The sequence below is a fragment of the Pseudomonas sp. BBP2017 genome (assembly GCF_003024385.1).
In the GTDB taxonomy this organism is placed as follows: Bacteria; Pseudomonadota; Gammaproteobacteria; order Pseudomonadales; family Pseudomonadaceae; genus Aquipseudomonas.
This window is the reverse complement of sequence record NZ_PVZN01000012.1, coordinates 1-18467: the sequence shown is the minus strand read 5'-3', so window position 1 is coordinate 18467 and position 18467 is coordinate 1. Positions and strand designations below refer to the sequence as shown.

The following is an 18467-nucleotide window of genomic DNA, read 5'->3' as shown; positions in this document are numbered from 1 at the left end:
ACACGCATGCAGACCTATAAGAAATTCCTCCTGGCCGCTGCCGCCACGCTGGTGTTCTCGGCCAATGCAATGGCTGCCGAGAAACTGAAAATGGGCATCGAGGCGGCCTACCCGCCGTTCAACAGCAAGGACGCCAGTGGCCAGGTCGTCGGCTTCGACAAAGACATCGGTGACGCCCTGTGCGCCAAGATGAAGGTCGAGTGCGAAGTGGTCACCTCCGACTGGGACGGCATCATCCCGTCGCTGCTGGCCAAGAAGTACGACTTCATCGTCTCGTCGCTGTCGATCACCGACGAGCGCAAGCAGGCCGTCGACTTCACCGACCGCTACTACTCCAACAAGCTGCAGTTCATCGCCCCGAAGAACAGCGACTTCAAGATCGACAAGACTGACATGGACTCGCTCAAGGCCTCGCTCAAGGGCAAGACCATCGGCACCCAGCGCGCCACCCTGTCCGGCACCTGGCTGGAAGACAACTTCAGCGACGACGTCAAAGCCATCAAGCTCTACGACACCCAGGAAAACGCCTACCTGGACCTGACTTCCGGTCGCGTCGATGCCCTGCTGGCTGACAAGTTCGTCAACTACGACTGGCTCAAATCCGAAGCGGGCAAAAACTACGAGTTCAAAGGCGAGCCTGTGGTCGAGAGCGACGAAATCGGTATCGCTGTGCGCAAAGGCGACCCACTGCGCGAGAAGCTCAACGCTGCGCTGAAAGAAATCGTTGCTGACGGCACCTACAAGAAGATCAACGACAAGTACTTCCCGTTCAGCATCTATTGATTCGCCCCGACCGGCACCGCCTTCACCGGCGGTGCCCGTCCTTTGAACACACCTGCCCATGAATATTGATCTATACGGATTCGGTCCGGCGCTTGCGGCCGGGACACTGATGACCGTCAAACTGGCGTTGTCAGCCCTCTGCGTGGGGCTGGTGCTGGGGCTGCTCGGCGCCTTGGCCAAGACCTCGCCATTCAAACCCCTGCAATGGCTCGGTGGCACCTACTCGACGCTGGTTCGCGGCGTGCCGGAATTGCTCTGGGTACTGTTTATCTACTTCAGCTTCGCGACGATGATGGACAAACCCTTCGTTGCTGGCGTCATCGCCCTCGGCCTGTGCTTCGGCGCCTATGCCACAGAAGTATTCCGTGGCGCGATCCTGGCCATCCCCAAGGGCCACCGTGAAGCGGGCCTGGCCCTGGGCCTGTCCAAGGGACGGATTTTCACCCGGCTGATCCTGCCGCAGATGTGGCGCATGGCCCTGCCGGGACTGGGCAACCTGTTCATGATCCTGATGAAAGATACCGCCCTGGTGTCCGTCATCGGCCTGGAAGAGATCATGCGTCAGGCGCAGAACGGGGTAACCAACACCAAGTTGCCGTTCACCTTCTACATGGCCGCAGCCTTCATCTACCTGGGGCTGACCATCATCGCCATGATCGTTATGCACTTTCTGGAAAAACGCGCCGCTCGCGGCTTCGCGAGGGCCAACCAATGAACTGGGAAGTCATCATCAAGTGGCTGCCAAAGCTGGTCCAGGGTGCCACACTAACCCTGGAACTGCTGGCCATTGCCGTTATCGTCGGGCTGATCCTGGCAATCCCGCTGGGTATCGCCCGCTCGTCGCGGCACTGGTATGTACGCGCCCTGCCGTTTGGCTACATCTTCTTCTTCCGTGGCACGCCGCTGCTGGTGCAACTGTTCCTGGTGTACTACGGCCTGGCGCAGTTCGATGCAGTGAAAAACAGCGCCTTGTGGCCGTACCTGCGTGATCCGTTCTGGTGCACGGTACTGACCATGACCCTGCACACGGCGGCTTACATAGCTGAGATCCTGCGTGGCGCCCTGCAAGCCATTCCTCGTGGCGAGATCGAAGCAGCACGCGCCCTGGGCATGTCGCGGACCAAGGCAATGATCTTCATCATGCTGCCACGTGCGGCGCGCATCGGCCTGCCGGCGTACAGCAACGAAGTGATCCTGATGCTCAAGGCCAGTGCCCTGGCCAGCACCGTGACCCTGCTGGACATCATCGGTATGGCGCGGACCATCATCGCCCGTACCTACATGCCGATCGAGATTTTCTTTGCCGCCGGCATGCTGTACCTGGTGATCTCCTTCGTGCTGGTGCAAGCGTTCAAGCAACTCGAACGCTGGCTGCGCGTCGACGCCTGCCAGGGTCGCTGAACCTGTATAACGGGGCTGATCACAGCCCCGTTTTCGTATCTGCCCATGACCACTTCCCATCCACTCGAAGATCACCAACTGCTGAGCCGCTTCCAGGCCCTGGACGGCTTCCTGCGCGAGCACCAGTCGCTGTGGCGGCCACGCCCCTTCATCCAGCTGCACCTGCCCTGGGAAGCTGAGCACCCGGCTCTGGCCAGTTGGCTGCGGCAACGCTCGCTGAACGAGGCGGAGGCAGCACACAACCATCCCGAACAATTGCACGCACCCGCGCCTTTTCCACAGCTGGCAAGCCTGGCCGCTCAGCTGTCAGAGGTTGGCGAGTTATCCACAGTCACCCTGCCCTCGGCAGGCCACCGCTTGAATGTCGATGTGCCTGGGCGCAAATGGCAGCAAATCGAAGCGTTTGCCAGCCACCTGGGTTTTACCCGCCAACCGCAACACTGGCTCGACTGGTGCTCGGGCAAAGGCCACCTTGGGCGTCGGCTGCTGCAAGCCGACAGGCAACAACTGACCTGCCTGGAATACGACGCAGCACTGGTCGCAGCAGGCCAGACGCTCAGCCAGCATCATGGCCTGGCCAGCCAGCACCTGTTGCAGGACGTACTGGCCGAAGATGCCGACCGTCAACTGAGCAGCGAACACACGGCAGTGGCCCTGCATGCCTGCGGCGACCTGCATGTACGTCTGCTGCAACTGGCCAGTCGTCAGGGCTGCCGCCAACTGGCCATAGCGCCTTGCTGCTACAACCGTATCCGCGCGTCGCAGTATCAGCCACTGTCCGCCGCCGCCATGACTTCAGGCTTGCAGCTGTCAGTTGATGATCTGGGCCTGCCCCTGAGCGAAACCGTTACCGCTGGCGCGCGGGTACGACGTCAGCGCGACGAGTCGATGGCCAGGCGCCTGGGATTCGACCTGTTGCAGCGCCAGCTGCGCGGTCAGGATGAGTACTTGCCGACACCGTCATTGCCGGTCAGCTGGCTGCACAAACCCTTCGCCGACTACTGTCAGGATCTGGCTGCCCTCAAAGACCTGCAGATCGATCACGCCCCCGACTGGGAGGCATTGCAGGCCAAGGGCTGGCAACGCCTGGCCGAAGTGCGCAACCTGGAGCTGCTGCGCAATCTGTTCCGGCGCCCACTGGAGCTGTGGCTGGTGCTGGACCGCGGCTTGTACTTGCAGGAGCAAGGCTACCGGGTGCAGTTGGGAGTGTTTTGCGAGCAACCGCTGACACCACGCAATTTGATGCTTCTGGCCGAACGCCAGTAGCCGACGCCAGCTGTGCGCAGCCTGTGGATAAGTCTGTGGGCAACCTTTTGAAAAAACCCTGAAAATCCTTGGATCCAAGCGCTTTCAGCGATTGGCGGTTTTTTGTTCAGCGGCTTATCGCCAGCAAAAACAGCCATTTGCGCAAAGACAAACGGCCTGCGTCGCTCCGACGCACGTACTGCCTGGCTGGCACATGCATTGTGCATAAGCGCTTTAGCGATTTGCTCTAAGCGGGCAAATCAGGCCAGTTTCAGCAGGCTCATACCCGCCAGCAACAGCACCAGGCCCAACCAGCCACGCCCGGCCAGACGCTGACCAAACAATGCCCAGCCCATCGCCACAGTGGCGAGGATGCCGAAGCCGCCCCAAATGGCATAAGCCAGCGACAATTCAATATCGCGAACAGCCTGAGCCAGCGCGGTAAAGGCCGCCAGCACACAGAGAATCGAGGTAATCCCCAGGCCACGCTTGCGGAAACCGTCAGAGTACTTGAGCAGCAGGTTGGCGATAACTTCCAGCACGATGGCCAGGCCAAGCCAGGCAAAAGGTATCCAGTTCATGCTCAGCATGGCAGGGCCTCCATGTTGCGCTCGGCAGGTGCCGGGCGGGTACCGGCCTTGATCAGCAGGATACCGGCGATCATCACACCCAGGCCCGCAGCCTTGAGCAAGCCCAGGCTTTCACCCAGCCAGGTAACGCTGATCAGGGTAATCAGCACGATGCCGATGCCTTCCCACAGCGCATAGGCAACGCCCACCGGCACGCGTTTTACTGCCAGGGCCAGAAAGAAGTACGACAGACCGATCATCGCGTACATCAAGCCATGACCAAGAACAGGATGCTCAGTGGCGGCGAATTTCATCGACGCGGTGCCGATTACCTCGGCGGTGATAGCGATAAACAAATAGATCCAGGAACGCATGATGCCCTCCCACGGGCGACACAAACCGAACGCACAAATGGCGGCGGCTACAGACAAAAAGAGAGAAAAAGCTGCTTGTCGGGGGAGGCGCTAGAGACCGCCGGTCCAGTGATTTTCACGGGAGACCAGACGAGAGGTGGGGAGCAGAAACGCTTTACTGTTCAACATAATGAACAACAAATTAGCTCAAGGCATCGTTAAAGTCAAATCGATAGAAAATTACTAATTAAATTTCGCGTTGTTGAGCACGTATTCAGGTGAAAGCCCTTAAAGGCTGCAGAAAGGTTCGTAAATTATACTTTTCACCCTTAAAAGCGTCGCTGGCCAGGTCGGGGTACAAGGATCTGCCCGAAATTATCGGGATTACGCAAGCGCACCTGTCGTGCTGAAAAACGGTAACCTCAACAAAGACTGAAACCTGCGGAAAACGGAATTCACTGTGAACACTCTCAGCTCACTCACCTTGCTCAGCTTCATCCTGGCCCTGGCCGGTTGCAGCAGCTCAAGCTACACGCCGGACTCCGGCTGGGACATGCCAAAGATGCAGGTCCTCGGCGACAACGGCCTGCCGGCTCAGCCCTACAGGCACTGCAACAAGCGCGGCTGCCACGAGCACAAACCGATGCTATTCGACCCGAGCAAAGCCGAACCCGACGCCACGACATTGCATCGCGGCTGGTAAGAAAATCGCTGGTGATGCCTATTGAAAACGGACATCGCAAGGAATCTTGCAGAAGTAGTTTACAGACGCAAACTGATCGCTATAATGACGCCCCTGTGCCGGTATAGCTCAGATGGTAGAGCAACTGACTTGTAATCAGTAGGTCCCGGGTTCGATTCCTGGTGCCGGCACCATACAAGGTTCCAGAGAAGGCTTTCAAAATCTCTGGAACCCCCGAAAAACCCGCCTTCTGGCGGGTTTTTTCGTTTTAGCGTTCCGTCGGGTTACGTCAAAATCTGGTGGATTCCAGCCGTTTTAGGGGTAGATTTAAGGGTACACAGCCAGTTCGATAAAAGGGAGTACCCTTATGTCGCGCACCACTGCCCCACTCAGCGATTCGGCCTGCCGCTCGGCAAAACCCACTGATCGCGCCTATAAGCTTTTCGACGGCGACGGCCTCTACCTTCTAGTCCAACCCAATGGCCGTAAAGGCTGGCGTCTCCGATACGTCAAACCTGACGGCAAAGAAGGGCTCACCTCGTTCGGTAACTATCCTGTCATTAGCCTCGCCGACGCTCGCCGCAAGCGCCTGGAAGCCAAGCGCCTCTTGGCCGAAGGGATTGATCCAGTCGAGAAGAAGCAGAAAGCCAAGGCCGACGCCGCAATTAAGGGGCGAACATTCGAAAGTATCGCAATGGCGTGGCACAAACAAATGTCGACGAAGTGGGCGCCAGGTCATTCCAAAACGGTGATGAGCCGCCTCAAGACCCATGTCTTTCCACTTCTTGGCGCTCGGAATATCGCAGAATTGGATACGTTCGACCTTCTCCAACCCTTGGAAGCGATCAAGCTACGGGGAACAATTGACGTCGCGTTAAGGGTACAAAACTACCTGCAAAGCATCATGCGCGAAGCCAAACGCTCTCGACTGATTACCGCGAACCCTGCGTACGACCTCGAAGGCTCGATGAAAGCTCCGCGAGTAGTTCACCGGCCTGCCCTACCCTTATCGCGTTTGCCGGAATTACTCGTACTCATCGATACCTACCACGGGCGAGCACTGACCCGACTTACAGTGCTGCTATCCCTACACGTGTTCGTACGCTCCAGCGAACTGCGCTTCGCCCGCTGGAGCGAATTCGATCTCAAGCGCGGCACCTGGGAAATACCGGACACTCGACCCGCGTTGGACGGAGTACCCTTTTCCACAAGGGGTACAAAGATGGCCGGGGATATCCACCTTGTCCCCTTATCGCCGCAAGCCGCAGCCCTGCTCGAACAGATCCATGTCCTCACTGGCAAATTCGACTTGGTGTTTGCAGGCGATGCCAAGCCCTGGAAGCCAATGTCTGAAAACACGGTAAACAGCGCGCTTCGAAAGATGGGTTTCGACACCAAAAACGAAATCTGCGGCCATGGCTTTCGCTCAATGGCCTGTAGCGCGCTGATTGAATCTGGACTGTGGTCCGAGACCGCTATTGAAAGGCAGATGAGCCACAAGGAACGCAACAACGTCCGCGCCGCTTACATCCACAAGGCAGAGTTTATCGAGGAGCGTAGGCTGATCATGAACTGGTGGAGCCGGTACCTGGAGGCCAACCGGCAGGAGCATGTCACTCCACACGAATTCGCGAACCAGACCGGAGCAAACGTCACTCGCCTAAAAACGAAGCGTGGCGCAACTGAGTAAGCGCTCGGTCTTCATATCTCAGTGATCCGCTTGTCCACGCGGGTCCATCCAACCAGGGCTGCAAAGCCGCCCTGGTTCGATGGACCTCACTTAAAAAATCTAATGCCCACGCAACTGTCTGTGGAAAACCACTGATATCCACCGGTGGATAATTTCATCCACAGCCGCAGAACCCCCAAAAAATCGAGCCTTGACCGAAATTATCCACAGGCGTAGAAAAGATCGTGCAAGCGCTGTCGTTGACAGCAACCCAGGTAGCCAGAACCTTTAAAGCTACGCCACTCCGTGGTGGTTCTCCCCCAAGTGCGATTAGCGTCCGGCGGCTCGCACAGTCACAGCAATGTGATGGATGCCTACTTCTCAGCTTTGCCTACTACGGCAAAATCCACCCTACCCGGCTGCCCTGCAGCAACCTATCCGCTTGGCCATTTCACTGCGCCAACCTGCGTGTCCGTCTCTTTCTTCCGGAAAGAGACGGACGCTCCTACCGCTGCTGCAGCCCAACTCGTACAAGGCTTTGCGGCATTCCCCCTCGTGATAATCGGCGTGACAAACACCGAAATCACCAGCAACAGCGATGCAGATGATGGTGCCGCAGCCCACGGAATGGACTGCACCCGACTGACAGTCAGGCACGCCCCGGTCATCACATCCCTGCCTTCACCCGACTCAGGATCTCGCGGCGCCGGACTCGTCAGCCAGCACAGCCTCCACCCGCCCACTTCCTCGGAAGTGCTCAGGAGGCCAGATCATGAGATGCCCAAGCTCTTGGCCGTAAGGAGCCGCCAGTCCCGCGTTAGTGGACAACCCTCACAGGTCGCAGGGGCCTTGATCCCTGATAGCACTCAACATCCATGGCGGGATGACGTGGGGAAGTTTTTAAAAGTTTGGCTTCGAGAGAAGTGAGATCATGGCATTGGTCGGTAGACGGGACGGGCGAAATTTTGGATGGGGTCGGCAACTGAGTTATGCCGGGCCACAGGCATTGAAAGATCTGTTTGGCGGCGGGCACTACGGAACCGTCAAAGCACACAGTGATCGGTGGCGGGCGTTTGTGCACTGGTGTCGCTCAGAGGATGGGCCAGGGTTTAATGATGCGCGGCAGATAGATCGGCAAACCTTGTTGGACTATGCCGGACATCTGCGGCAGCAAGTTGAACAAGGGGCTATCTGCATCGCCACCGCGCAAAATCGGTTGTCCAGTGTCAACCGAACGATGGCTGCGCTTCGCGGTGATCAGTATGTGAAGGTGCCGAGCCCGAGCAAGGCGTTAGGAATGCGGCGCACCAGTGTTCGTCGCTCGGTGCCACAAGGCCAAGACCGCGAACACGTGAAGCGGATCGTCGACGCCCTCTGCGGACATCAGCAGCCACGTGCTGCCGCCATCGCGCAGTTGGCGCGAGCAACCGGGATGCGCTTGCGTGAGGCCATCTTGGCTGACCTTCCGCGCCTGCAAAGAGAAGCCGAACACTACGACAAGATCAACATCCAGGATGGCACCAAAGGTGGCCGCGGCGGCGCAACCGCGCCTCGTTGGATCATGGTGGATGACCATATTCGCGAAGCGCTCAGGTACGCCGAACAGGTCTCGCCCGACGGTAACCGCAACCTGCTTGCACCAAACGAGAGCTACCTCGATTTTCAACGGGAAATCGTCCGCCCCGCCCGGGACATCCTCCATCAGCACAACCTCAAAGGCTTCCACGAACTGCGCGCGGCATATGCGTGCGAACGCTATGAGCAGATCACCCATCACCTGGCGCCTATCAACGGTGGCAGGTGCAGGCACCTCGATCCGCGCCTTGATCGAGAGGCACGTTTACTAATCAGCTATGAGCTGGGACACGGTCGAATCGACGTGGTATCGGCGTACATCGGGGGCGCGCATGAGTAAGGCATTCGATATGGAGCTGTTCTTGGCTGGGGTACTGACTGGAGCACATGCCACACGCGAACGTCACATCCGCCAGGCCAAGACAATTCAAGCAACCATTTCTGAACGCTGGAACCGAGATAATCCATGGACATGGCAAAGAAAACATCTCGTTTGGTTTTTGAACCACCACATGAACTCAAACTCGAAATCGACGTGCTACTACTACCTGCTGACCACAAACCTGATCACTCTGCGCCTAGGAAAATCCTGGAATTTTCAACGCTAGCCGAATGCCAACAACTGCGAGCTCTGTATCCCTCACCGGCAGATTGATCCAGCCAACGATTTGATTGGGATTAGGGTAGACCTCTTGAGCCCCTGAACCAAACCTCTGTTGTTTGATAACCTCTATGTTTTACTGATGGACTGAGGGTTGTAGCTCGAGGCTACAGGCTTCACCTGAGACGTAGAGGCTGAAGGCGGTGATAGACACTAGTCTGGTGGCGAAGCTAAGGGCTGAGAATGCAAGATTGATTGCCTTGCTGGATGCTCATGGCATCGATTGGCGCCCGCCTGCTGAGCCAGTCAAGATAGCGATTGTCCAAGCAGAACACTCACAGCAACTCGATACTGAAGGGAAGCTTGCCCTATTCCAAAGCTTGTTTCGTGGTAGGACGGACGTTTATCCCATCCGCTGGGAAAGCAAGGCAGGCAAATCAGGATACGCTCCCGCTTGCGCAAACGAATGGAGGCCTGGCGTTTGTGAGAAGCCTCGAATCAAATGTGGCGACTGCGGTAACCGTCAGCTACTTCCACTTACCGATGAAGTGATCTATCGCCATCTAGCAGGTGAAGTGGTGGTTGGTATCTACCCCTTGCTTCCTGATGACACCTGTTATTTTCTGGCTGTCGACTTCGATGAAGCCGAATGGCGTGATGATGCACGAGCTTTTGCTCAGTCGTGCCATGAACTGGATGTCCCAGTGGCACTGGAAATATCGCGTTCAGGTAAAGGGGCTCACTGCTGGGTTTTTTTCGAGCTAAATGTTCCTGCTCATGATGCGCGCCGCCTCGGTGCTGCAATCATCAGTCATGCATGTGAACGTACACGCCAATTGGCGCTCAGTTCCTATGATCGGCTGTTTCCAAATCAGGACTATATGCCTAAGGGCGGCTTCGGAAATCTCATCGCGCTCCCTTTGCAAAAGCGGGCCAGAGCTCACAACAACAGCGTTTTTGTAGACGACACGCTTGAACCTCATCCCGATCAGTGGGCCTTCCTGGCATCGGTTCAGCGAATGGACCCAGAAGATATCCAGGCCGTTGTCACCCAGGCGATGGGCAATCGGGATCCTATAGGCGTCACCTATGTTGATGACGAAGGCGATGCAGAACCTTGGAAAGGTCGTGAGTCAAGATCACGTAAATTGACATGCCCGTTGCCGGCGTCCGTCAACATCACGCTGGCTAACATGATTTACTTTGAAAAAGCGGTATTGCCACAGCCGTTGGCAAACCAGCTTGTCCGGCTCGCTGCTTTTCAAAACCCCGAATTCTATAAAGCTCAAGCCATGCGTATGTCGGTGTGGAACAAGCCGAGGGTCATCGGCTGTGCCCAGAATTTTCCCAAACATTTTGCGCTGCCACGTGGCTGCTTGGATGCTGTGCTGGAGCTGTTAGGGGAAAACGGCATTACCCCAGTTTTTCAAGATGAACGCTTCGCAGGTAGTCCCATCGACGTGAGCTTCCTCGGTACCCTGCGTCCCGACCAGGAAGATGCGATCAGCACAATGCTAAGTCATGACACCGGTATCCTCTGCGCGCCGACAGCGTTCGGTAAAACGGTGAGTGCTGCTGCATTGATTGCTAAACGTGGCGTTAACACATTGGTGCTTGTGCATCGGACGGAATTGTTAAGGCAGTGGCAAGAGCGCTTGCAGGCGTTCTTGGGAGTCGGGAATGGTGTCGTTGGTACTCTTGGGGGCGGAAAAGCGAAGCTTACAGGCATCATCGACATTGCCGTCATGCAGTCGTTATCGCGAAAAGGCGAGATCAGCGATCAGGTAAAAAACTACGGCCAGATCATCGTTGATGAGTGTCATCACCTATCAGCAGTGTCATTCGAGGCACTACTGAGGAGCGCGACCGCGCGGTACGTATTGGGACTCACAGCAACCCCAGTGCGCCGAGATGGACAGCAGCCCATTATTTTTATGCAGTGCGGACCGATCCGACATTCTGCTGCTCGACCAGCGAGTGCGCCCCATGACCTATCTGTCATGCCTCGATTGCTGCCCAAACCAATAGTGGTCCCCGACGGCTTTGGGATTCAGGACGTTTTTCGGCGTCTAGCCGACGACTCTGAGCGGACAGCCAAAATCGTCTCGGAGATTGAGCTGGCGTACAACGAGGGTAGAAAAATTCTAGTGCTAACGGAGCGGACGGAACATGTGGATGCCCTTGAATTAGAATTGAAGCAGCGCGTGCATAACCTTTTCACGCTTCATGGGCGAGTGCCTAAGAAACAGCGAACTTCCCGTATGCATGATCTTGAGTCCCTTCCCCCTGATGCTCCACGAGTGCTGCTGGCAACAGGAAAACTAGTAGGTGAAGGCTTCGATCATCCGCCGTTGGACACGCTGGTGCTGGCAATGCCCATCTCATGGAAGGGTATCCTTCAGCAATATGCGGGGCGGTTGCATCGATCACATGCCGATAAGGCCGACGTGCGAGTGATCGATTTCGTTGACGTGGGTAATGTCGCGCTGCTGAGGATGTGGGATAAGCGCCAGGCGGGTTACAAAGCGATGGGCTACCGCATGGCTGATTCCATGGCCACCATGGACCTACTCTAACTTTAACGTGGTTGACAGTTGACACATATACGGCCCCACGTTCATAGACGAATGACCGGCCGCTGTGGGGTCGACTCCGGCCCTTCGCCGTTAGTCACGTCAAGCAAGATCCTCAGGCGTACGAGGACCTTGAGGTAGTGTTAGAGGTAGAATCGCACAGGACTTTAAATATTAATCAGCTAATTCAATAGTTTATAAAATAGTTCGACTCCTGGTGCCGCAGTAAAAAAGAGGCTCACCGAAAGGTGGGCCTTTTTTGTTTGCGCAGTAAAAACACCGCAATCCCCTGTAGGAGCCGGCATTGCCGGCGATGGGCTGCAAAGCAGCCCCATTGGATACCCAGCACCTGACTCAAGGTGAATAGCTGCGCAAACAAGCAGCCGCCGACAGCAATGTCAGCCCAGCACCAGCCACATCTAGAAATTTCGTACAGACACTGTCACCCTTTCCATCTTGCCCAACCAAGCATCGGTCAGTAGGGTTCATCCGTCGCTGCACATCAGCGATACAGGATTGGCGTCCTGGCTGGTTGGGTGACACGAAAGCCGCCGCCGCGGCTTTTTGTGTCCTGCGTGTGGCTGCCTGTTATGGGCGGGCCGTATGTGGGCATCTTCGGATGCGCCGGGGTCCAACTAGCCGGTACGCCAACCCATACGGTTCCGCCCACCCTGATTGGCGTCAGGAGGCGGTGTTATCACGACTAGTGGGCACTTCAAAATGAACGAGCATTTCGAATCAACCCGGTTCACTCGCAATAATCGCTTCATCCATGCACTGATGCTGGAATCTCAAGCATGGTTCAGTGTTGTTGATCTTGGTCGCTTGATGGGCTGCCACCTGGATGAGCGTCTCATGCGCAAGCTTGGCACCGACCAGTACCGGTTTTTGTGGCTCACGTATCACGGCGAAGCACAGAAGACCTTGATGGTCAGCGAGTCGGGCATGTACGCACTCATGATCTATCACCACATTCCTGAGAACCGGAATCTACGCCTGTGGCTTACTCACGAGGTCATTCCCGCATTGCGCAGTACTTCACCGCCAAGTGAGCAAGGGCCAACCCTAAGCTCGTTGCAATGGGCAGGGCGCTCGGTGAGTTTGTTGCATTGGCAGAACGATGCCTGGGTTAAGTGGCGGGATATGCCAGTGCTGATGCCGTCGGTAGAGCGGGCACCGGTTAACTCACTTAAGTGACCTGTTTAAGCCTTCGAAGCCGGACTGGTGACGACTTCACTCGGCTAAAAGGTAAACGTAGCGCTGTAAAACCAAGGCGCACCGACAGAATGGCTGGGACTTGATCATTCGCACAGGGCCATCCAGCCAGGGCTGCCAATTCGGCGCTGTCTGGATGGACCTCATTAGTACCAAGAGGTCGTAGCGTTTTGGGGTCAGAACCCACTCAAGTCCCCTGCAGTACCTTCAACGCCGCCTCAGCCAAAAAGCCTGATCGGCTCTTCTGTTCTGGATGATTTTTCACATAAGCATCGATTCGGCTAAGCAAATAAGCCGGTAACGTGATGTTCAGCTTTTCAGCCTTGCCCAGATATTTGGTGATATCGATATCGATCACCGCCCAAGTGCAGCCTGCAAACGCTGGATTGGTCGCGTGGGTTGTCACCGTGCTGGCTTTGGGAATCATCTGCCCGTCCTGGGCAAGCATCTCAAGGTGACCTTCGATGGCTTCGCGCGCCATCGCCATGGCATCGTCAAGATCGTCCCCTGCAGAGAAGCAACCCGGGATGTCTGGAACCTCAACTCCCCAAGCGTGCTGCTCATCACCGGGAAGAATCGCAATAGGAAAAAGCATCTTGAGATCCTCTTCAGCGCTACCCATCAGAGCCGGGCTTGTTTCAGTATGCTGCTCGCCGTCCTGGCCAGGAGATCCTTCTTCGGGTGAGGGATCGTCACCAGGCCAGGTTTTACCGGATGCCTGAAATAGTGATGGCTGCCTCTGATTCTCACCAGATACCAGCCGTCAGCTTCAATTTGAGCAATGAGTTGTCGGCTATTCATAGTCGTCCCTGACCAGCCGATTAGTGGTTATTATAACCACCGATCGACATTCATCAACACTGTACCCACCGACACCCAGGCGAGCTAACTCGCTAGAGCCAGTGACAGCGCAGTATGACAAAGGCCGTGACGCCCTCTCGCTGCGAAGTGCTGCAGCATTTTGCGATGTGCAAGCCCTACATTGGCGGCGGGCTTGCGAGCCCCTGCAACCAATCACAGTAACGAGCCACACCCTGCTCAACCGTCAGCGTCGGCGCCTGATAGCCCACAGCGCGCAGGCGCTCAAGATCGGCGCAGGTGTAGCACTGGTACTTGCCACGCAGGTGCTCGGGAAATTCGCTGTACTCGAGGATGCCTTCAAGCAAGGCCATCTCCAGTGACAAGGGCGGCACATCCTGCTGCTCCCGCAGGCGGTTGATCACCGCCAGGGCCACGTCGTTGAACGGCTGGGCACGGCCACTGCCAACATTGAAAATGCCGCTCAGCTGCGGGCGGTCGAGGAAGAACAGGTTGACCTTGACCACGTCCTCCACCGAGACGAAATCGCGCAGGTGCCCACCACTGGGGTAATCACCGTAACTGCCAAACAGGCTGACTCTGCCATGGGCCTGATACTGGTTGAAGCAGTGCAACGCCACCGAAGCCATCGCGCCTTTGTGCTGTTCATGCGGGCCGTAGACGTTGAAGTAACGCAGGCCAACGATCTGGCTGCGCGCGGCAGGCAGTTGCCTGCGCACGCGCTGGTCGAAGAGGAATTTGGAATAGCCATAGACGTTCAAGGGCCGCTCACCTTCGCGCTGTTCGCGAAAGTCCCGCCCGGCGCCATACACCGCCGCCGATGAGGCATACAGCAAAGGCACCTGCAGGCCTTGGGCAGCGTCGAGCAGGTCGCGGCTGAAGCGGTAGTTGTTGTCCATCATGAAACGGCCGTCGTCTTCGACGGTGCTGGAGCAGGCGCCCTGGTGCAGCACGGCGCGGACCTTGCCGAACTGGCCGCGGGCAAAGCGCTCAAGGAAGTCGTCCTTGTCGAGGTAGTCCGCAATCTCGCTGTCGGCCAGGTTGCGAAACTTGTCGCCGTCGGTCAAGTCATCAACAGCAATGATCTCGGTTTCGCCACGCTGGTTGAGGGCCTGCACCAGATTGCTACCAATAAACCCGGCGGCGCCGGTCACGATAATCGTCATGCCATGTCCCCTTTAAGGGTGCTGAGCCGTCAGTCTAGGCAGGATGACTGGGCAAGAATTAACCAGGATCAATAGTTTTGCCGATAACCGTGACGCTCGTCGGGTTGTGACTTTGCCGTGACTGCCGCCCCTGACTTATCATCCCTCACCCGCTCTTGTGCACATGGATGTCTGATGAAAGCCTTTACGCGCCTGCTGCCTGCCAGCCTGATCATTGCCTGTCTGACCAGCCCCGCTGCCTTTTCCGCCAGCTTCGATTGCAGCAAGGCCGGCACCCTGGTGGAAAGCGCCGTCTGCACCACGCCTTCCTTGTCAGCCAAAGATGACCTGCTCAATGAGCGTTACCAGCCGCTCAAAGACCGCAAGGTTTTCCGTGAACTGGAAAGGCAATGGCTGCGCGAGGTACGTAACCGCTGCGCGTCGGCCGCATGCCTTGAGGATGCTTATGATCAGCAGATCGCCAGGCTGACCCCGGCCAGCCCTCAAGCCGAGACCGCGCCATTGGCCCCCTTGCCTGAGCAACAGATCTACAGGCGCATCGAAGAGGCGCCGTGGCAACGCTTTGCCCTGGCCACGATCCCTGAAGTCAACGCCCGCTCCTTTGTTCAGGTAGTTGATGTGGCGACCCTGGACGGCGTGCTGAATGTGGTGATTTTCGTTGGTCAGTCCCCGGACCAGAGCACCCGCAATCCCGGCGCTATAGCCGGACGCCGCTATTTCGGTTCGCTCTACGAGTACTCCGATGCGCGCCCAGGCCTGCACCCGATTGTCCGCGACATTCGCTTCAGCGGCTGGAACAAGACCGGCGCCAACGACCAGGGCGCACGTTATGCCGGCATCATTGACGGGGTGTTCTACTATCGCCAGCGCATGGAGGGTGAAGCCGAGCAAAGCATGGCCTACACCTTGGGCTCCAAGCTTGCGCCGCAACCTTCAACCCGGCTGTACGCCGCCGAGCCCAGTAGCATGCGCTTTTCCAAGGCGCGGATTGCCCAGGACCTGAATGCCGACAACACCGGCCTGCTGCTGCACTACCCTTACACCCACGACGGCAACAGCTACGACCGGGTGATGGACCCGAACGATGGTGGCTGGAGCCTGGTCAACCCGGTGTGGAACGAGACCCGGCCGGTGCTGTATTTCGACAACAGCGGCGACTTTGCCTGTGTCTGGCGAGTCGACCTGCAACACAAGACCCTGGAGAAAATCGTCCCCGAACACGAAGCGATTTCCGCTTACCCCGTAGACGTTCTGGGCCGCGAGGCCGTCGTTTACCTCGAAACCGACCGGTTGATGGTCGCCATCGCCCCCGACCAATAAAGCTCAGCCAGGCACCGACAGCGCAACAGCGCGTCGGCGCCCGGGCATAAGGTCAGCAGCGAGATCGCCGCTGACCCTGCGCGACAAGGTGCGCATTGGTGGTGCCGGCCTAGGCCGGGGTCGCTGGAGACGCAAACAGCAATCAGAGGATGCTGATCGGGTACTCGATGAACACGCGGACTTCGTTGCCGTCGTCGTTGAGTTCGGCCTGACGCAGGCTGGTGGAGGTACGCAGGAACGAGCTACGCAGTTTGATCGACAGGTCCTTGGCAGCGCCTTCCTGAACCACGTACTTGAACTGGTTGAAGATCTCGCGCTCTTCACCTTCGCCGAAGCCACGGGTGTTGATGTGGTCACCACGCACGTAAGCCACTTTGTAGGTCAGGCCCGGTACGCCGAAGGCGCCGAAGTCCAGACCATAGGCCAGCTGCCAGGAACGCTCGTCTTCGTTGTTGAAGTCAGACCAGTAGGAGTTGGCCAGGTAGATGGTCGAACCACCATCACCCACGCCACCGGCGTTTTGATAGCCACCGTAGTTGTAGCCGGTATCACCGGTGCTGCGCTGGTGCGCGAGGGTCACCGAGTGCGGGCCGAAACCGTAAGTTGCCGCCAGGCTCCAGATGGTGTTGTCACGACGGTCGGCGGTGGCGAACTCGCGGTCCAGCTTGGTCTTGTAGCCGTTGAAGTCCAGGGTCAGGGACTGGTCAGCCGCGAGCGGGTGAACGTAGTTGACGCCCAGGTACTGCTTCTTCAGCACGTCTTCGACGTCGGAACCGTACAGCGAGGCCGACAGGTTCTCGGTGAACTTGTAGCTACCGCCGAATACGTTGATCGACTTCAGACCACCGCTGTCACGACCTTCAGCACTTTTACGCGCTTCCTGGGTGAAACGACCGGCGTTCAGTTCCAGGCCCTGGATCTCTTTGGAGGTGATCAAGGTACCGGTGTAGCTTTCTGGCAGCAGGCGGCCATCGTCGTGCTGCAGCACTGGCAGTTCCGGCATTTGGTCGCCGTACTTCAGTACAGTGTTGGAGACGCGGAATTTGACTGCGGCGCCACCACGGGCCAGGTTGTGCGGGGAATTTTGCTGGTTGGTCGGCGAGTCGCCATCAGCCGGTTTGAAGAAGTCGATACCGGCACCGCCGTTGTGACCTTTACCGCCGTCCAGACGCACAGCATACAGACCGAAAGCATCCACACCGACACCAACGGCGCCCTGGGTGAAGCCGGAGGAGAACTTGCCGATGAAGGCCTGGCCCCATTCGCGCTGGTCCTGGGTGTCGTGCTTCTTGTCGCGGTTGATGAACGCGTTGCGCAGCAAAAGGCTGGCGCTGCTGTCTTCGATAAAGCCGTTTGAAGAGGCCTGGTCATTGGCCGAAGCCTGAGTCGCTGCCATAAGCCCCAGCGCGATCAGGCTGATCCTGGTTTTCAACATCTTGTTTTCCTTATTACATAGTCAAATACGCTCTGCGACCTACGCCCAAAACCACGCCCCCTGCGTGGGTTGACGCTCGCGGGCCAGACAATAAAAAGCCCGCCTGCGAGTGATCGCAGCGGGCCTTTTATTCTGGACTCTTGGCCTATGGGCCTACAGGCGTTGACCGAATCCTATCCGTGCGCGGATCGACATGTCAAAATTTCGTGAAATCGCCCGAATGGCTAAGGAAGCTCCGATCAACTTGCGCTTTCAGCGCTCATTGGGGTTGTCTATGTAAGGTGCGTTGGTCTGGACAATATGGAGACGCAGGTGGAGAGGCTTACCGCCATCCGCAGTAATGTAGGTACAACGCTTTTGCTGCCAGCGTTTTCCAGCCCGATATTGAAAGAGTTTGTCTCGCAGGCATAGCGATTTACCTGTGTCCCGTGAGATCAGTCGAGTGATGACTTCACCACCTTCGCCAATCTCTTCTGCGTATCGACCTTCTTCAGCAATGACAGGCTCAAGGCTGAACATCGAGCGGCCTTCCGCTTCCGTGCCGAACGCACCGAAATATCCGTCGCGGTAACCGATGAACCTGCCGAAAAACCGTTGGCTTCTAACGAAAATCGCATAGCCGCTGTCGGTGGAACGAAAATACCAGTGCAATGGTGGTATGAGCTTGTGTTCACCAACATGTCCGAGCATATGGGCAGCGGAATGATGCCTGATGCCGAACCAGGAAAATCCAATGAATGGATCTAAGAGATTCTCCGTGTGCAACTGACTGAAATGCCCAAGCGTACCGAACTCCGACGAGACAGTAGCGATGAATGATTTTTCCCGATGGCTGGCCATAGAACTACTTCCTTGTGTCGATGAAGGCAAAGTCGCCTGCAGCTTCATTTTGGAAAAAGCCATCTGACCGAAGGTTGTACTTATCTAACACCCGTGTATGGACCGGAGACATCGCTGACACATGTACGGGGACATGGTTGACACATTATCGCTTGCCATCCGGGTTGTTGAAATCGATGGTTCTCAGCTTGCGGTGACAGAAGTAGACGTCGAAGTGATCA

The 18467-nt window shown here is 57.1% G+C and carries 18 protein-coding genes and 1 tRNA gene; 12 read left to right on the top strand and 7 right to left on the bottom strand.

All coding sequences use genetic code 11. The annotated features are described in order from the left end of the window. The first annotated feature begins 6 nt into the window (after nt 1-6). Genes C6382_RS15495 through C6382_RS15480 form a run of 4 tightly spaced genes read left to right on the top strand, consistent with a single transcriptional unit; the run spans nt 7 to nt 3450 of the window. Nucleotides 7-783 (top strand): ABC transporter substrate-binding protein, encoded by a 777-nt coding sequence (locus tag C6382_RS15495; RefSeq protein ID WP_107025287.1) that lies wholly within the window; start codon nt 7-9, stop codon nt 781-783. A 58-nt stretch (nt 784-841) separates the two neighbouring features. Next, on the top strand, nt 842-1498 hold the full coding sequence (locus tag C6382_RS15490; protein ID WP_107025286.1) for an ABC transporter permease: 657 nt from the start codon (nt 842-844) through the stop codon (nt 1496-1498). Beyond that, nucleotides 1495-2184, top strand: a complete 690-nt coding sequence (locus C6382_RS15485; RefSeq protein ID WP_107025285.1) for an ABC transporter permease — start codon at nt 1495-1497, stop codon at nt 2182-2184. Before C6382_RS15490 ends, C6382_RS15485 begins: the two co-directional genes overlap by 4 nt. Before the next feature lie 45 nt (nt 2185-2229). Next, entirely contained in the window at nt 2230-3450 is a 1221-nt protein-coding gene (locus C6382_RS15480; protein ID WP_107025284.1) for a methyltransferase, read from the top strand. 239 nt (nt 3451-3689) lie between these two features. On the opposite strand, the gene mdtI is transcribed toward C6382_RS15480, so the two are convergent. Both mdtI and C6382_RS15470 read right to left on the bottom strand, forming a co-directional pair. After that, on the bottom strand, nt 3690-4019 hold the full coding sequence (gene mdtI, locus C6382_RS15475) for a multidrug/spermidine efflux SMR transporter subunit MdtI (RefSeq protein WP_107025283.1): 330 nt from the start codon (nt 4017-4019) through the stop codon (nt 3690-3692). Further along, on the bottom strand, nt 4013-4372 hold the full coding sequence (locus tag C6382_RS15470) for a multidrug/spermidine efflux SMR transporter subunit MdtJ (RefSeq protein WP_038605728.1): 360 nt from the start codon (nt 4370-4372) through the stop codon (nt 4013-4015). The genes mdtI and C6382_RS15470 overlap by 7 nt, the downstream gene beginning before the upstream one ends. 439 nt (nt 4373-4811) lie before the next feature. Between C6382_RS15470 and C6382_RS15465 the strand changes: the two genes are divergently transcribed. From C6382_RS15465 to C6382_RS15430, 7 genes are all read left to right on the top strand, one after another. Further along, nucleotides 4812-5054: a hypothetical protein gene (locus C6382_RS15465; RefSeq protein ID WP_107025282.1), complete on the top strand. Its 243-nt coding sequence runs from the start codon at nt 4812-4814 to the stop codon at nt 5052-5054. 97 nt (nt 5055-5151) lie between these two features. Further along, nucleotides 5152-5227 (top strand) — tRNA-Thr (locus C6382_RS15460). Nucleotides 5228-5400: 173 nt separating this feature from the next. Then, nucleotides 5401-6723, top strand: a complete 1323-nt coding sequence (locus C6382_RS15455) for an integrase arm-type DNA-binding domain-containing protein (RefSeq protein ID WP_107025281.1) — start codon at nt 5401-5403, stop codon at nt 6721-6723. 910 nt (nt 6724-7633) lie between these two features. Next, nucleotides 7634-8617: an integrase domain-containing protein gene (locus C6382_RS15445; protein WP_107025280.1), complete on the top strand. Its 984-nt coding sequence runs from the start codon at nt 7634-7636 to the stop codon at nt 8615-8617. Beyond that, nucleotides 8610-8885: a hypothetical protein gene (locus C6382_RS15440; RefSeq protein ID WP_107025279.1), complete on the top strand. Its 276-nt coding sequence runs from the start codon at nt 8610-8612 to the stop codon at nt 8883-8885. The genes C6382_RS15445 and C6382_RS15440 overlap by 8 nt, the downstream gene beginning before the upstream one ends. Before the next feature lie 196 nt (nt 8886-9081). Next, the gene (locus tag C6382_RS15435) at nt 9082-11454 is read left to right on the top strand and encodes a DEAD/DEAH box helicase family protein (protein ID WP_107025278.1); all 2373 of its coding nucleotides are present in this window, start codon (nt 9082-9084) and stop codon (nt 11452-11454) included. Between the two features lie 717 nt (nt 11455-12171). Then, a complete protein-coding gene (locus C6382_RS15430; protein ID WP_107025277.1) occupies nt 12172-12648 on the top strand; it encodes a Bro-N domain-containing protein in 477 nt (158 codons plus the stop codon). Nucleotides 12649-12853: 205 nt separating this feature from the next. Here C6382_RS15430 and C6382_RS15425 read toward each other — a convergent pair whose 3' ends face one another. The 3 genes from C6382_RS15425 to rfaD form a co-directional block, all read right to left on the bottom strand. Then, nucleotides 12854-13261: a type II toxin-antitoxin system HicB family antitoxin gene (locus C6382_RS15425; RefSeq protein ID WP_107025392.1), complete on the bottom strand. Its 408-nt coding sequence runs from the start codon at nt 13259-13261 to the stop codon at nt 12854-12856. Nucleotides 13262-13287: 26 nt separating this feature from the next. After that, the gene (locus tag C6382_RS15420; RefSeq protein ID WP_107025276.1) at nt 13288-13467 is read right to left on the bottom strand and encodes a type II toxin-antitoxin system HicA family toxin; all 180 of its coding nucleotides are present in this window, start codon (nt 13465-13467) and stop codon (nt 13288-13290) included. A gap of 176 nt (nt 13468-13643) precedes the next feature. Continuing rightward, nucleotides 13644-14651, bottom strand: coding sequence for an ADP-glyceromanno-heptose 6-epimerase (rfaD, locus tag C6382_RS15415; RefSeq protein WP_107025275.1), 1008 nt, complete (start codon nt 14649-14651; stop codon nt 13644-13646). A 174-nt stretch (nt 14652-14825) separates the two neighbouring features. On the opposite strand from rfaD, the gene C6382_RS15410 reads away from it, so the two are divergent. After that, nucleotides 14826-15971: a lysozyme inhibitor LprI family protein gene (locus C6382_RS15410; RefSeq protein ID WP_107025274.1), complete on the top strand. Its 1146-nt coding sequence runs from the start codon at nt 14826-14828 to the stop codon at nt 15969-15971. A gap of 142 nt (nt 15972-16113) precedes the next feature. Here C6382_RS15410 and C6382_RS15405 read toward each other — a convergent pair whose 3' ends face one another. Both C6382_RS15405 and C6382_RS15400 read right to left on the bottom strand, forming a co-directional pair. Further along, entirely contained in the window at nt 16114-17406 is a 1293-nt protein-coding gene (locus C6382_RS15405) for an OprD family porin (RefSeq protein WP_107025273.1), read from the bottom strand. Nucleotides 17407-17658: 252 nt separating this feature from the next. Further along, nucleotides 17659-18246, bottom strand: coding sequence for a hypothetical protein (locus C6382_RS15400; protein ID WP_107025272.1), 588 nt, complete (start codon nt 18244-18246; stop codon nt 17659-17661). Nucleotides 18247-18467 lie beyond the last annotated feature (221 nt).